At 72.7% G+C, this 14,384-nt stretch carries 12 protein-coding genes; 6 read left to right on the plus strand and 6 right to left on the minus strand.

Going from position 1 to position 14,384, the window contains the following annotated elements; genetic code table 11:
• Nucleotides 1-55 precede the first annotated feature (55 nt).
• From ACIBJC_RS05005 to ACIBJC_RS05015, 3 genes are all read left to right on the plus strand, one after another.
• Nucleotides 56-1,267, plus strand: coding sequence for a helix-turn-helix domain-containing protein (locus tag ACIBJC_RS05005; protein ID WP_399287853.1), 1,212 nt, complete (start codon nt 56-58; stop codon nt 1,265-1,267).
• 106 nt (nt 1,268-1,373) lie between these two features.
• On the plus strand, nt 1,374-2,021 hold the full coding sequence (locus tag ACIBJC_RS05010; protein ID WP_399287856.1) for a hypothetical protein: 648 nt from the start codon (nt 1,374-1,376) through the stop codon (nt 2,019-2,021).
• A 37-nt stretch (nt 2,022-2,058) separates the two neighbouring features.
• Nucleotides 2,059-2,289 carry a hypothetical protein gene (locus ACIBJC_RS05015; protein ID WP_399287859.1) on the plus strand — a complete coding sequence of 77 codons (231 nt, stop codon included), beginning with the start codon at nt 2,059-2,061 and terminating at the stop codon, nt 2,287-2,289.
• A gap of 60 nt (nt 2,290-2,349) precedes the next feature.
• Here the strand turns inward: ACIBJC_RS05015 and ACIBJC_RS05020 are convergent, their stop codons facing one another.
• Both ACIBJC_RS05020 and ACIBJC_RS05025 read right to left on the minus strand, forming a co-directional pair.
• Entirely contained in the window at nt 2,350-3,201 is an 852-nt protein-coding gene (locus ACIBJC_RS05020; protein WP_399287862.1) for a hypothetical protein, read from the minus strand.
• A complete protein-coding gene (locus tag ACIBJC_RS05025) occupies nt 3,201-4,475 on the minus strand; it encodes a VWA domain-containing protein (protein WP_399287865.1) in 1,275 nt (424 codons plus the stop codon). The genes ACIBJC_RS05020 and ACIBJC_RS05025 overlap by 1 nt, the downstream gene beginning before the upstream one ends.
• 215 nt (nt 4,476-4,690) lie before the next feature.
• Between ACIBJC_RS05025 and ACIBJC_RS05030 the strand changes: the two genes are divergently transcribed.
• Entirely contained in the window at nt 4,691-5,725 is a 1,035-nt protein-coding gene (locus ACIBJC_RS05030) for a LacI family DNA-binding transcriptional regulator (protein ID WP_399288161.1), read from the plus strand.
• A gap of 338 nt (nt 5,726-6,063) precedes the next feature.
• On the opposite strand, the gene ACIBJC_RS05035 is transcribed toward ACIBJC_RS05030, so the two are convergent.
• The 4 genes from ACIBJC_RS05035 to ACIBJC_RS05050 are packed head-to-tail and all read right to left on the minus strand — an operon-like array spanning nt 6,064 to nt 11,069.
• The gene (locus tag ACIBJC_RS05035; RefSeq protein ID WP_399287868.1) at nt 6,064-7,215 is read right to left on the minus strand and encodes an XdhC family protein; all 1,152 of its coding nucleotides are present in this window, start codon (nt 7,213-7,215) and stop codon (nt 6,064-6,066) included.
• A gap of 10 nt (nt 7,216-7,225) precedes the next feature.
• Nucleotides 7,226-9,613: a xanthine dehydrogenase family protein molybdopterin-binding subunit gene (locus ACIBJC_RS05040; protein ID WP_399287869.1), complete on the minus strand. Its 2,388-nt coding sequence runs from the start codon at nt 9,611-9,613 to the stop codon at nt 7,226-7,228.
• Between the two features lie 5 nt (nt 9,614-9,618).
• Nucleotides 9,619-10,167, minus strand: a complete 549-nt coding sequence (locus ACIBJC_RS05045; RefSeq protein ID WP_399287872.1) for a (2Fe-2S)-binding protein — start codon at nt 10,165-10,167, stop codon at nt 9,619-9,621.
• Nucleotides 10,168-10,169: 2 nt separating this feature from the next.
• Entirely contained in the window at nt 10,170-11,069 is a 900-nt protein-coding gene (locus tag ACIBJC_RS05050) for an FAD binding domain-containing protein (RefSeq protein ID WP_399287875.1), read from the minus strand.
• A gap of 369 nt (nt 11,070-11,438) precedes the next feature.
• Here ACIBJC_RS05050 and ACIBJC_RS05055 point away from each other — a divergent pair, with 369 nt between their 5' ends.
• Nucleotides 11,439-13,229 carry a PucR family transcriptional regulator gene (locus ACIBJC_RS05055; RefSeq protein ID WP_399287878.1) on the plus strand — a complete coding sequence of 597 codons (1,791 nt, stop codon included), beginning with the start codon at nt 11,439-11,441 and terminating at the stop codon, nt 13,227-13,229.
• A 367-nt stretch (nt 13,230-13,596) separates the two neighbouring features.
• Nucleotides 13,597-14,382, plus strand: coding sequence for a hypothetical protein (locus ACIBJC_RS05060; protein WP_399287880.1), 786 nt, complete (start codon nt 13,597-13,599; stop codon nt 14,380-14,382).
• Nucleotides 14,383-14,384: the final 2 nt, after the last annotated feature.

The raw sequence follows: 14,384 nt of genomic DNA on the forward strand, positions 1-14,384 counted from the left end.
GCCCGATGCCGACCGGGCGTACGGTTCTCAGTGTCAGCGCAGAACGGAGCCAGGTATGCCCGACCCCACCGAGATGCACATCGGCGCGCGCATGGCAGCCCGCCGAAAACTGGCCGGATACACACAGCGACAGCTCGCCGAGCACGCTCACCTGTCCCTCGGCGCGATCCGCAAGGTCGAGCGGGGCGAACGGCAGCCCACCGCGAGCATCTTGGCAGGAGTTGCCCGCGTCCTGCACGTCACCGTCGAAGACCTGACCGGCCAGCCCTACCGTCACCTTCCACAGGACCAGCAGGTGCATGCGCCCATTACCGAAGTGCGTGCAGCGCTGCGGCACTGGGACCTGCCCGGCGACTGGTTCGCCCCGCCCCGCTCCTTGTCCGATCTCCGCGCGGATCTCAGGACCGCGACCGATTACCGAGTCCGTGGCCAGCTCACCCGCCTCGGTGCATCTCTGCCCGCGCTCCTTGAGGAGTTGACCGCTTCCGTGCATCTGCGCACGGGCCGGGAGCAGCAACAAGCCGCACGTCAACTCACCCTCGCCTACGACCTCGCCCACACGCTCACCTACCGTCTCGGCTACCCGGACCTGCGTGGTCAGGTCGAGGACCGGCTTCGCTGGGCCGCAGACCTCGCGGGAGATCCCTTGCTGGTCGCGCTCGCGGAGTACAAGCGCGTGGAGACGTTCAAGTCGGCGCACGAGTACGGTGCCGGTCTGCGCGTCCTCCGTGCCGCCCGTGAGCAACTGGCGGACGAGGGCCAAGGACGCGGTACCGAGTTCGTGACGATTCTCGGTGGAATGCGGCTGAGGGAGGTCACCCTGGCGTCCAGACAACGCGACGAGGCGGCCACCGACCACCACTTGGAAGCGGCCCGGGCCCTACTCGACCAGTTACCGCGCGCCGAGGACCAGCGGCACCACAGCGTGGTGTTCGGCCAGGGCAACCTGGCCATCCACGAGATTCAGGCCCGGCTGGAGCTACAGCAAGCCGCAGAGGCCGACAGGGTCATCGACGACCATCAGACGCTGCCCGCTTCGGTCCCGCCCACGCGGATGAGCGCTTATCACATCAACGTCGCCAGGGTTCACATCGAGGCGGACCGCCGGGAAGAGGCGCTCAAGAACCTGCAAGAGGCGCGCAGGGCAGCACCGCAGGTGACTCGGTACAAGCCGATGGCACGGGACGCCGCGCTGCTGTTGACAATGAAGTACCGCCGTACGACCGAGGAGTTGAGGTCGTTGAGTACCTGGTTCGGCTTGGAGTAGTCAAGGGGGCTGCCACGGTCGAAGTACCCCATCTTGGGGTACTTCAGCCATTGCCCACCGGACAGTATGTGACGGACACCGCACACACCGTCACATGGAGCCGATCATGACGTCCCGTCACACCCATGCAGACCCTCCCGTCGCCGGGGAGGAGGCCAGGGACCTGGCCGCCATCGGAAGATGGCTGGTGAAGACCGCCGGCAACCCGGAGATCGCGCGGGCCGACTGGGTCGGGGGCCGTCCGGCCATGCTTCCGCTCGGCGTCCGCTTCGACGCCGTCAAGATGCCGCCGCCCCTGGTGCACGCGGCGACCGTGAGCACCGTACCGACACAGGTGTGTGCCGCCCTGGCCGACCTGCTCGGCGGTCCGGTGGTCTGCCACCCGGGCGTCTGGTACTACGCCCTGGTCCCGGCGGGGACGACGGAGACATGGCATTCGCCGTACGCGGTGGTCCTCGGCCGCGGGGCCTGGCTCGGCACTCCCCGGCCCGACCGCACCACACCGGGCCCCACGCTGCCGTACTGGGCTGTCCCACCGGAGAGGTCCGGCCGGCTCTGCGCGCCGGACGCCGTGGCCGACCTGCTCCGGGCGGGCGCGAAGCACCTGGAGCCGCCGGGGCACGCGGAGTTGTACCGGGCACGGCTGGACCATCTGGAAGCGTGCGCGTCGTGCGGCGCCGGCACGCTCTGCGACGCGGGTAAGGCTCTGCGCGAGGCGGCACGGGAGGCCCGCGATGCAGCACGGCTTCCCTGACCGCCCGCTGAGAGGCATCCGCTCCGAGGAACGAGAGGTGACGGTGGTCTGGCACGGGCCGCCCATCACGGGCGAGAACCTGCCCAGCACGCCGGGAGCCCTGGTCCCGTGCGCTCCCTGCTTCGCCGCCGCACTGTTCGAACTGCGCTCCGCGCACAGGTGCGAGGAGTTCACCATCGTTCGCGCCCACGGTTCCGGATTCGCCGTGACCACTCCGACGTCCTGCCCGTGCGCGTGCCGGACGGGCGAGATGCCGGAGGACGCGTGACCGCCGGGGAGGCGGCCCGGGGAACACCCGGGCGGCCTCCCTTCCGTCAACCGGTCCCGGTTACGGCGCCGTCGGCCGGCGGGCCGGGCGGGCCAGGGTGTAGCCGCCGATGCCCGCGAGCGCGCCGAGCACGCCCCCGGCGAGGGTCCAGAGCCAGCGGTCCGACCACCAGCCGGAGGACCAGCCGCCCTCCGGTTCGACGCCGGACGCGGCGAGCCTGGCGCCCTCGGCGGAGGCGCCACCGCCCTCCTGGGAGACGGTGGTGCGGCCGGGCGTCAGCGGTACGGACAGTGCGCCGTCGACCGCGTGGGCGCCGCCCTGGTCGGGGGTCTCGGCCTCGATCTCCGCCCGGACCGGCAGGCCGAGGTCCTTCTCGTCGGCGTTCAGGACGGTGAGCCGTACGTAGTAGCTGCCGGGGAGCGGATCGTTGGACCACGGCTCGGCCCAGGCCCGTACGGTACGGAGCACACAGCGCAGCTCGACCGTGTTCGCGTCAGCCGCGAGCGCCTTCGTCTGGGCGCCGTACACGCACGGCTGGCGGCGGCGCAGACCGTCGTAGACGTCCACCTGCCAGGTGGCCGAGCCCTTCCGCGCGGCGGCGGACTCGGGGAGCGTGACCTTGGCGGTGACGGTGGCGCGCTGCCCGGCGTCCACGGGGAAGACCCAGTAGAGGTAGTCGCCCGAGGAGCCGTCCGCCGTGGCCGTCTGTCCCGGGCGGAAGGCGGTGGCCGTACGGAACGACGTACCGGCCTCGGTCGGCGCCTGCGCGCTGTCGGAGTCGGTGGAGGGCGAGGGGGTGTCCTCGGCGACGGCGGCGCCCGCCGTGCCGAGGAGCAGCGCTCCCGCGAGCAGGGTCCCGGTGACCATGGACCGGGTGGCTCTGGTGGGTGTGAACAGACCGGCGATACGCATCAGTTGCTCCAGACGATACGAAGGCGCGAGATCCAGCCCCACAGCAGTCCGGCGAGCAGACCGGTGAGCGCCAGGACGCCGAGGAGCCACCAGCCGCGGCCGAGGCCGAACGCGGCGGCGTCGGAGGCCGTGTCGGGCGCGTCGACGAGGTCGACGGTCAGCTCGACGGGCAGGCCCGGGGTGGTCTTGACGGAGGCGGGCGCGGAGAACGCGTTGCTGACCTGGAGGCAGACCGTCTCGGCGGCCGGCTTCTCGTCGGCGTCGGCGTCGGCGCTCTCCGGCTTCGGGTAGCGCAGCCCGGCCGAGATCACGTCCGTACGTCCGTCGCCCGCCTCGGAACCGCGGACGATCTCGCGGCCGTGGACGGTCACGGCACGCAGCAGCACGCCGTAGTCCTGGTCGACGGCGCGGTCGGCGGCGATGCTCACCGAGGCGCGCAGTTCCTGGCCGGGGAGGACGTCCACGCGGTACCAGCGGTGCTCGGAGAACTTCTCGCGGTCGCTGTAGAGGCCGGGCTTGACGGTCGGGGCGTCGGCGCAGCGCGCGGCGCCCTCGGTCGCGACGGGGGTGACGACGGGGTCGGCGGCGCGGTCGACCAACTGGGTGACGCGGCGCGAGAGTTCGTCGGTGTGCTGGACGGAGGTGAAGGTGCCGCCGGTGGCCTCGGCGATACAGGTGAGCTGCCGACGGGTCTTGTCGTCGGGGACGAGGCCCAGGGTGTCGATGGTGAGGTGAATGCCCTTGGCGGCGATCTCGCGCGCGACCTCGCAGGGGTCGAGGGGTGCGCAGGTGTCCTCGCCGTCGGTGATCAGGACGATCCTGCGGGTGGCGCCGTCGTCCCCTTCGAGGTCCTGGGCGGCGCCGAGGAGGGCCGGGCCGATGGGCGTCCAGCCGGTGGGGGCGAGGGTGGCGACGGCGGTCTTCGCCTCCGTGCGGTCCAGCGGTCCCACGGGGTAGAGCTGCTTGGTGTCCTTGCAGCCGACCTTGGTGTCCTTCCCCGGGTAGTCGGCGCCGAGCGTGCGGATACCCAGTTCCACTTCCTGCGGAACGGCGTCGAGCACCTCGTTGAACGCCTGTTTCGCCGCCGCCATCCGGGACTGGCCGTCGATGTCGCGGGTCCGCATCGAGCCGCTGACGTCGAGGACGAGATCGACCTTCGGTGCCGGCTGACCGGTGGGTTCATCGGCGGCGGCAGCGGCGGGAGGAAAGAGCCCTACGGCCAGGGTGGCCACCAGACCGCACACGGCGGCTGCCGACCGTCTACTTATGATCATCGCCGGATGATAGTGATAACGCGCCCGAGGGAACAAACGGCAATTGACAGACCGTCAGCTCTGCATACGGAAGGTGACGGGCCGGTGTCTCCCGTGGTAGCGGGGGTGTACCTCAGGGTGATTTCGTGCATGGGAGCGCTCCCAGTGGTTGGATGACTGAAACCCGTGCCCTGCGCACCGATCAGGCCGGGTTCAGGCTGACTGGAGGTCGCACGATGGTGACGAAGGCACGCACGGGCCAGCCCACCCTGGAGGAGGTCGCGGCGCTCGCGGGCGTCGGCCGGGGCACGGTCTCCCGCGTCATCAACAACTCGCCGCGCGTGAAGGACACCACCCGGCACCTCGTCGAACAGGCGATCGCCCAGCTCGGCTACATACCCAACCGCGCCGCCCGCGCGCTCGCGGGAAGCCGTACGGACGCGGTCGCGCTGGTCATACCGGAGACCGAGAAGCGGTTCTTCGCCGAGCCGTACTTCTCCGACATCGTGCACGGCGTGGGCGACGGGCTCGCCGACACCGATCTCCAGCTCCTGCTGACCCTCGTCCGTACGGAGAGTGAGCGGCAGCGCTTCCTCCAGTACGCGCGGGCCCGCCGGATCGACGGCGTCCTGCTGGTCTCCGTACACGGCGACGACCCGCTGCCCGACCTGCTCGCGGAGATGGAGATGCCGACGGTCCTGAGCGGCCGGCGCTCCGGGGAGGAGTCCGTGTCGTACGTCGACTCGGACAACGTGGGCGGTGCCCGTGCCGCCGTGCGCCATCTCTGGGAGTCCGGGCGGCGCGCGATCGGCACGATCACCGGGCCGCTGGACATGTACGTGGCGCAGTGCCGGCTCCGGGGGTACGAGGAGGCCGTACGGGACACCTCGGGCGAGGGCCCGGGCCCCGGGCCCTCGTGGATCGCGCACGGCGACTTCACGGAGGAGAGCGGACGACGCGCGATGACGGAGCTGCTGACCCGCAACCCCGGCATCGACGCGGTGTTCGCGGCCTCCGACGTGATGGCGGTGGGCGCCCTGCACGCGCTGCGGGCGGTGGGCCGCAGGGTGCCCGAGGACGTGGCCGTGGTGGGGTTCGACGACTCCCCCATCGCCCGCCACACCGACCCCCCGCTGACATCCGTACGGCAGCCGGTGGAGGAGATGGGCCGCACGATGGCCCGGGTGCTGCTGGAGACGATCAACGACTCCTCGGCGGCCTGGCAGCACGTGGTGCTCCGTACGGAACTGGTGCGGCGCACGTCGGGGTGACCCGCCGGGCGGCGCCCCCCGCGTGGGGCGCCGCACCGCGCACTGGCCGATAACACCACTGACCGACGTCCCGCTTCCGCACCGGCCTTGACAACGGGCGACGCCTCGACAAGGCTCATGGGAGCGCTCCCACACCGGAGGAGGCGGTTCCCGACATCGCCGCCCCGCTCGGACTGCCGTAACCCGGCGCGGGGGCGCGACCCTGCCCAACAGGCGGGCTGAGGCGCCGTTCCGCCCCGCATCCGTGGGGGACGCGGGACGGAACGGCGCCCGACGGACCGCTCGTGGCGGTCGGGGCCTCCGAGAGCCTGGGCCATGACGGCCGGGCTCCCACGCGTTCAGGCCGCGGACCCGATCCGGGTCCGCGGCGCCCGCGCCCCGTCGTGGTGGATCGGCGTGCGCGCGCCCGTCAGGGAGCCGCCGCTGCCGCCCCGCCGGGCGGCGACGATCTCCGCCGCGATCGACAGCGCGGTCTCCTCGGGCGTACGGGCGCCGAGGTCCAGGCCGATCGGCGAGTGCAGCCCGGCCAGTTCGGCGCCGGTGAGACCGGCCTCGCGCAGCCGCCGGTCCCGGTCCTCGTGGGTCCGCCGCGACCCCATCGCGCCGACGAACGCGATGGGCAGCCGCAACGCCATCTCCAGCAGCGGCACATCGAACTTGGCGTCGTGCGTGAGCACGCAGAGCACCGTACGGCCGTCGACCGCGGTCCTGGCCAGATAGCGGTGCGGCCAGTCGACCACGACCTCGTCGGCGGCCGGGAAGCGGGCGCGCGTGGCGAAGACGGGGCGCGCGTCGCAGACCGTCACGTGGTAGCCGAGGAACTTCCCCGTGGAGACCAGTGCGGCGGCGAAGTCGACCGCGCCGAAGACGATCATGCGCGGGGGTTCGGCGCACGTCTCGACCAGCAGCGTCAGCGGCCGTCCGCACCGCGATCCGCGCTCGCCGATCAGGATCTGGCCCGTACCACCGGTGTCCAGCAGGGCGCGCGCCTCGTCCGCCGCCGTACGGTCCAGGTCCTGATGGCCGCCGAAGCCGCCCTCGTACGAGCCGTCGGGGCGTACGAGCAGGGCGCGGCCGAGCAGTTCGGCCGGGCCTTCGGTGATGCGCGCGAGCGCCGCGGGCTCCCCGTGCGCGGCGGCGGCGAGGGCCGCGGCGAGCACCGCGCCGAGCGGGGTGGAGGACCGCAGCGGGGTCACCAGGATGTCGATGACGCCGCCGCAGGTGAGCCCGACGGCGAAGGCGTCGTCGTCGCTGTAGCCGAACCGCTCCAGGACCGTGGCGCCGTCGCGCAGCGCCTGCCGGCACATGTCGTACACGGCGCCCTCCACGCAGCCGCCGGAGACGGAGCCGATCGCCGCGCCGTCGCCGTCGACGGCGAGCGCGGCCCCCGGCTGCCGGGGCGCGCTGCCGCCGACGGCCACCACCGTGGCGACGGCGATGTCGCGGCCCTGGCCGACCCACCGGTGCAGCTCCTCCGCGATGTCCAGCATGTCGGTCTCCTCAGGTGCCGGTGAGATGTTCCGGCCGTACGGGCGTCCGGTTCAGCTCCAGACCCGTCGCCGCCCTGATCGCGGCGAGGACCGCCGGCGTGGACGAGAGGGTCGGCGCCTCGCCGACGCCGCGCAGTCCGTACGGCGCGTGGTCGTCGGCCAGTTCCAGGATGTCGACGGGCATGCTCGGGGTGTCGAGGATCGTGGGGATCAGGTAGTCGGTGAAGGACGGGTTGCGCACCTTCGCCGTCACGGGGTCGACGATGATCTCCTCCATCACCGCGACGCCCAGGCCCTGCGTGGAGCCGCCCTGGATCTGGCCGAGGACGGAGAGCGGGTTGAGCGCCTTGCCGACATCCTGCGCGACGGCGAGTTCGACCACCTTGACCAGCCCGAGTTCCGTGTCGACCTCCACCACCGCGCGGTGCGCGGCGAACGAGTACTGGACATGGCCGTTGCCCTGTCCCGTACGGAGGTCGAACGCCTCGGTCGGACGGTGGCGCCACTCCAGCTCCACCTCGACCGCCTCGTCCTCCAGGACGTCCACCAGATCGGCCAGCACCTCGCCGCCGTCGGTGACGACCTTGCCGCCTTCGAGCAGCAGCTCTGCCGTGGCCCACGCCGGGTGGTACGTGCCGAAGCGGCGCCGGCCGATCTCCAGGACCCGCTCCCGCACGTGCTCGCAGGAGTTCTTGACGGCGCCGCCGGTGACATAGGTCTGCCGGGAGGCGGAGGTGGAGCCCGCCGAGCCGACCCGGGTGTCCGCCGGGACGATGGTCACCTGCGTGACCCCGAGTTCGGTGCGGGCTATCTGTGCGTGGACGGTGACCCCGCCCTGCCCCACCTCGGCCATCGCGGTGTGCACGACGGCGACGGCCACCCCGTTGATCACTTCGAGCCGTACGCGCGCGGTGGAGTAGTCGTCGAAGCCTTCCGAGAAGCCGACGTTCTTGATGCCGACCGCGTAACCGACGCCCCGGACCACGCCCTCGCCGTGCGTGGTGTTGGAGAGGCCGCCGGGCAGCGCCCGTACGTCCGCCTCCTCCCCCGCGAGGAGCCACTGCCGCTCGGGCGGGAGCGGCCGGGCCTTGACGCGGCGCAGCAGTTCGGCGACGGGCGCCGGGGAGTCGACCCGCTGGCCGGTCGGGAGCAGGGTGCCCTGTTCCATGGCGTTGATCCGGCGGAACTCCACCGGGTCCATGCCGAGCGCGGCGGCCACCTTGTCCATCTGCGCCTCGTACGCGAAGCACGCCTGGACGGCGCCGAAGCCGCGCATCGCGCCGCAGGGCGGGTTGTTGGTGTAGAGGGCGAGCGCCTCGATGTCGACGTCCTCAACGGCGTACGGTCCGGCGGAGAGGGAGGCCGCGTTGCCGACGACGGCCGGGGAGGACGAGGCGTACGCGCCGCCGTCGAGCACGATCCGGCACTTCATGTGCGTGAGCCTGCCGTCGCGGGTCGCGCCGTGCTCGTAGTGGAGCCGGGCGGGGTGGCGGTGGACATGGCCGAAGAAGGACTCGAAGCGGTTGTAGACCATTTTCACCGGCTTGCCGGTGCGCAGCGCCAGCAGGCAGGCGTGGATCTGCATCGAGATGTCCTCACGGCCGCCGAAGGCCCCGCCGACTCCCGAGAGCGTCATCCGGACCTTGTCCTCGGGCAGGCCGAGGACGGGCGCCATCTGCGCGAGGTCGGCGTGCAGCCACTGGGTGGCCACGTAGAGGTCGACGCCGCCGTCCTCGGCGGGTACGGCGAGGCCGGACTCCGGGCCGAGGAACGCCTGGTCCTGCATGCCGAAGACGTAGTCGCCCGTGATGATCACATCGGCGCGCCCGGCGGCCAGGGCGGCGTCGCCGCGGACGACCGGCTGGCGGTGCAGGACGTTGGGGTGCGGGACATGGCCCGCGTAGTGGTCGGTGCGGTTCTCGTGGATCAGCGGGGCGCCGGGGGCGGTCGCCGACGCCTCGTCGGTGACGACGGGCAGGTCGGCGTAGTCGACCCTGATCTTCGCGGCGGCGCGGCGGGCGGTCTCCGGATGGTCGGCGGCGACGAGGGCGACCGGTTCGCCGTGGTGGCGTACCTTGCCGTGGGCGAGGACGGGGGTGTCCTTGATCTCCAGGCCGTAGTGCTTGACGGCGGTAGGGAGGTCCTCGTACGTCAGCACGGCGTGGACGCCGGGAGTGGCCAGGGCCTGGGAGATGTCGATGGAGCAGATCTCGGCGTGGGCCACGGTGGAACGCAGGGTGTGGCCCCAGATCATGTCCTCGTGCCACAGGTCGGAGGCGTAGGCGAACTCGCCGGTGACCTTGAGGGTGCCGTCGGGGCGCAGCGTCGACTCGCCTATCCCGCCGCGGGTCCTGGAGCCCTGGGTGAGGCTGGTGGGGATGCCGGTGGTGGTGGCCATGGCTGTCACACCGCCTCTTCCTGGCGCGCGGCCTGCCGGGCGGCCGCGAGGCGGACCGCGTCCAGGATCTTCTCGTACCCCGTGCAGCGGCAGAGGTTGCCGGAGAGGGCCTCGCGGATGTCCCCGTCGCTCGGGGAGGGGTTGCGCTCCAGCATCTCGTCGGCGGCGACCAGCAGACCGGGGGTGCAGAAGCCGCACTGGACGGCGCCCGCGTCGACGAACGCCTGCTGGACGGGGGAGAGTTCGCCGCCCTCGGCGGCGTCGGTGCTGTCGGTGGCTCCGGTCTCGCAGGCACCCGCGCGCTTCCTGGCGTGGTCCGCCAGGCCCTCGACGGTGAGGATGTCCCGCCCCTCGGCCTGACCGGCCGCGACCAGGCAGGCGCAGACCGGGACGCCGTCGAGCCGTACCGTACAAGAACCGCATTCGCCCTGCTCACAGGCGTTCTTGGCGCCCGGCAGGCCCATCCGCTCGCGCAGCACGTAGAGCAGGCTCTCGCCCTCCCAGACGTCGTCGGCTTCCTGCTCGCGCCCGTTGACCGTGAAATGGACACGCATGGTTACGCAGCTCCTTCGAGTCCGCCGGGGCCGTGACCGGAGGCCCGGTACCGCTCCCAGGCCCAGCCGAGCTGGCGGCGGGCCATGATGCCGACCGCGCGCCGCCGGTACGAGGCGGTGCCGCGTACGTCGTCGATGGGGTTGCAGGCCGCCGCGGCGAGGTCCGCGAACTGCTTCGCGATCGACGGTGTGATGATCTTTCCGCTGTCCCAGAAACCGCCCTCGTCGAGCGCCGCGTTCAGGAACAGTTCGGCGTCGCGCGCCCGGACCGGGGTGGGCGCGGCGGAGCCGATGCCCGTCCTGACCGTACGGCTGTCCGGGTGCAGCGCGAGCCCGAAGGCGCAGACGGCGATGACCATCGCGTTGCGCGTGCCGACCTTCGAGTACTGCTGCGGTCCGTCCGCCTTCTTGATGTGGACCGCCCTGATGAGTTCGTCGGGCGCGAGCGCGTTGCGCTTCACCCCGGTGTAGAACGCGTCGATCGGAATGCGCCGGGAGCCCCGTACGGACACGGCCTCCACCTCGGCGCCCGCCGCCAGCAGCGCCGGGTGCGCGTCGCCCGCCGGGGAGGCGGTGCCGAGGTTGCCGCCGACGCCGCCGCGGTTGCGGATCTGCGGGGAGGCGACGGTGTGCGAGGCGAGCGCGAGGCCCGGCAGCTCGGCACGCAGGTGCTCCATGATGTGGGTGTACGGGACGGAGGCGCCCAGCGCGACCTCCTCCGCGCCGACCTCCCACTCCCGCAGTTCGTCGATGCGGTTCAGGTCCAGGAGCTGGTCCGGTCGCCGGTGGTCGAAGTTGATCTCGACCATGATGTCCGTGCCGCCCGCTATGGGGACGGCGCCGGGATGCTCGGCCTTGGCGGTGAGCGCCTCCTCCCAGCTTCCGGGGCGAAGGAAGTCCATGAACGGCTCTCTTCCCGATCGTCGCGATCGTTGTCGCCGGGCCCGGGGACGGCCGGTCCTCGCACAGGGTGGCGCTTGAGTGGCACGCGGGTGGTGCCGGTGCACGGGTGGGCGCAGGGTGGCAGGTGAATGGCTGAAGCTCCGAAGCGCTTCTCACCAGTACACAGGCCGCCGACGCCCCCGGTGCAGTCACCGAAAACATGAAGGAGTTGGCTGGTCCACCACTCCGTCTTGTAGATTCGAACGAATGATGGGATGCCGGTAACCGAAAGGCCTTCCCGTCGAAACGTAAGACACTTCCGTCGGGGCGGCAGCTCCGAGAGGGCGCCCCCCGGACGACGGACGAGGAAAGAGATCGGCGGCGACACGATGCGGCTGCGCGCACTGCTGGAGACCGACGCGCTGGGGCTGCGGCTGCTCGGCGGCGAGGACGAGCTGAACCGGGCCGTACGCGGGGTGATGACCACCGACCTGCGCGACCCGAGCCGCTATCTCTCGGGCGGCGAGCTGGTCCTCAGCGGCCTCGCCTGGCGCCGGGCGGCCGAGGACTCGGAACCCTTCGTCCGCATCCTCGCGGTCGCCGGGGTCGCCGGGCTCGCGGCGGGCGAGGCGGAGCTCGGCGACATCCCCGCCGACCTGGTCGCGGCCTGCGCCCGGCACCGGCTGCCGCTCTTCGCGGTGCACGAGAAGGTCGCGTTCGCCACGATCACCGAGTACGTGGTCCGCCAGGTGTCCGGGGAGCGCGCCGGTGATCTGGCGGCGGTCGTCGACCGGCACCGCAGGCTGATGACCTCGGGCCCGGCGGGCGGCGGCCCCGATGTGGTCCTCGATCTCCTCGGCTCGGATCTCGACCTGCGGGCCTGGGTGCTCTCCCCCACCGGCCGGCAGATCGCGGGATCGGGCGCACCGCTCCCCGCTGCCCGGGGAGCCGCACTCGCGGGCGACCACCTCTCGGCCACCCGCGCGGGCCTCAGGAGCCCGCACCGTACGGCCGTCGACGGTACGGCGTACTCCCTCTTCCCGGTCCGTACGCAGGGACGGGACGCGGCCGAGCCGCGCGGGGCGGCGCTGGCCGACTGGCTGCTCGCGGTCGAGGCGGACGCGGGCGACTGGCCGGAGGCCCGGCTCGATCTGCTCCAGGGCGTCACCCAGCTCATCGCGGTCGAGCGCGACCGGCGGGACACGGCCCGTACGGTACGGCGCCGGCTCGCCCAGGAGGTTCTGGAGCTGGTCCAGGCGGGCGCGGCCCCGGCAGAGATCGCCGCCCGGCTGCGGGTGGCGGCCCCGGTCCTGCTGCCGGGACTGAGCGGTACGGCGCCGCACTGGCAGGTCGTGGTGGCGCGGATCGAGTGGGCACAGGACGGCGGGGGCGACGCGTCCGGCGCCCCGGTGGTGCAGTCGCTGCTGGAGGAGATCCTGGTGGGGGCGGCCGGTCCGGCCGGTACGGCGGGCGTCGACTCGGCGGACCGTATCGCCGTGGGCCACATGGGTGAGGAGGCGATCGCGCTGGTACCGCTGGCGATGGCGGAGGAGGGCGCGGCTCCGGGGGCTTCGGCTTCCGCTTCGGGGGCTCCGGCTTCCGGGTCGGCTCCAGCGGCTCCGGCTTCCGCTCCGAGGGCGGCTCCGGGGGCGGCTTCCGAGGCCGGTCCGGTGCCGGAGGACCCCCGGCTGCACGCGGACACGCTGCTGGCCGCCGTACGGGCCCCGCTCGCCGCGGGCCTCGGCGACGACGGCCGGCTGACGCTCGGCGTGAGCGCCGCGGTTCACTCGGCCGAGGGGCTCAGGGGCGCCCTGGAGGAGGCCCGGCACGCCCGCCGCGTGGCGGCGGCCCGGCCGGGCCGCGTCTGCGCGGCGGGCCACCACGAACTGGCCTCGCACGTCCTGCTGCTGCCGTTCGTACCCGACGACGTACGCCGGGCCTTCACCGCGCGGCTGCTCGACCCGCTGCGCGACTACGACCGCCGGCACCGCGCCGAGCTGATCGCCACGCTGGAGGCGTTCCTCGACTGCGACGGCTCCTGGACGCGCTGCGCGGCGCGACTCCATCTGCATGTGAACACGCTGCGGTACCGGGTGGGCCGGATCGAACAACTGACGGGCCGTGACCTGTCGCGGCTGGAGGACAAGCTGGACTTCTTCCTGGCGCTGCGCATGACCTGAGGCGGCGGTGGACGCGGCCTCGGCCGCGCGGACCACGCCCGGCGTCGCATCGTGTTGACCGCCGTCACCCGAAACGGCCACGGAGCGCTCAGCCGTCGGGCCCGGCCGGAGCGGAGACGGGCGGCGGCTGCCGGGGGCACCGCGGGACGGGGCGATCCGCCCAGGTGACAGCCCTGACGGCGGGTGGGCCCGGGCCGTACGGCCGTATCGGAGCCCCTGGTCGGCACCGGCGCCGTGCTCCCCCGGTACCACCGCCGGAGCCCCGGTGTTTGTGAATTCTTTCACCTGACCTATTGGCCCGGCGTGCTGATCCATGCTGAGATGCGTCCACACTCAACAGCACAATGGCGCGCTAGGGGAGGGCAATGTGGCGTATACCGCCATGTCTGGTTCCGGAACCACCGCTGGTGACGACCCACTCCAGACCGCGGTATGGCGGCTGCGCTCGCGCGGTTGTTGGACCGACGCAGCGGTCCTGCTGACCCCCCACGCCCACTCCCCCGGCCCGGCGCTCCAGCGGGCCGCGCTGCTCGTGGAGCGCTGCCTGTTCACCGGTGAGGGCTGGCCCGAGGCCGAGGACGCGCTGCGCGCGGCGGAGGCCACGGCCCGCGGGGACGGTGAGCGGGGCGCCGCCGCGTGCGAACGCGGCCATCTCGCCTACGCCTCGACCGTCCTCGGTGTCCGGGACCGCGCGGACGAGGCCCGCTCGGCCCTGGGACGGGCGGCGGCGCTGCTGGACCCGACGGCGCCGGGCCGCGCCCTGCTCGACTTCCGGCGCGGGCTGGTGGCCGAACACCTCGCGGACTCACCCCAGTCGGCGCGCGCCGCGTACCGCCGCGCCCACGCAGCGGCGACGGCGCACGGCCAGACGCTGCTGCTCTCCTTCACCTGGCGCCATCTCGCCGGACTGGCCCTGCGGGAAGGCGAGTTGGCCGAGGCGCGGCACGGCTTCGGCGAATCGCTCCGTATCCGGGAGGAGTTGGGCTACCTCGTAGGTACGGCGCCGGCCCTGGCCGCGTTGGCCGACGCGGAACCCGAACCGGAGGCCACCCGCCTCCGCGCCGAGGCGAGCCGCCTGTTCCGTCTTCTGGGCGGCGTCCCCACCTGGCTGGCGGACCAGTTGACGCCCACACCGCCGGCCCCGGTGGTCTGAGA

This window comes from Streptomyces sp. NPDC050509 (assembly GCF_044457965.1).
GTDB lineage: Bacteria > Actinomycetota > Actinomycetes > Streptomycetales > Streptomycetaceae > Streptomyces.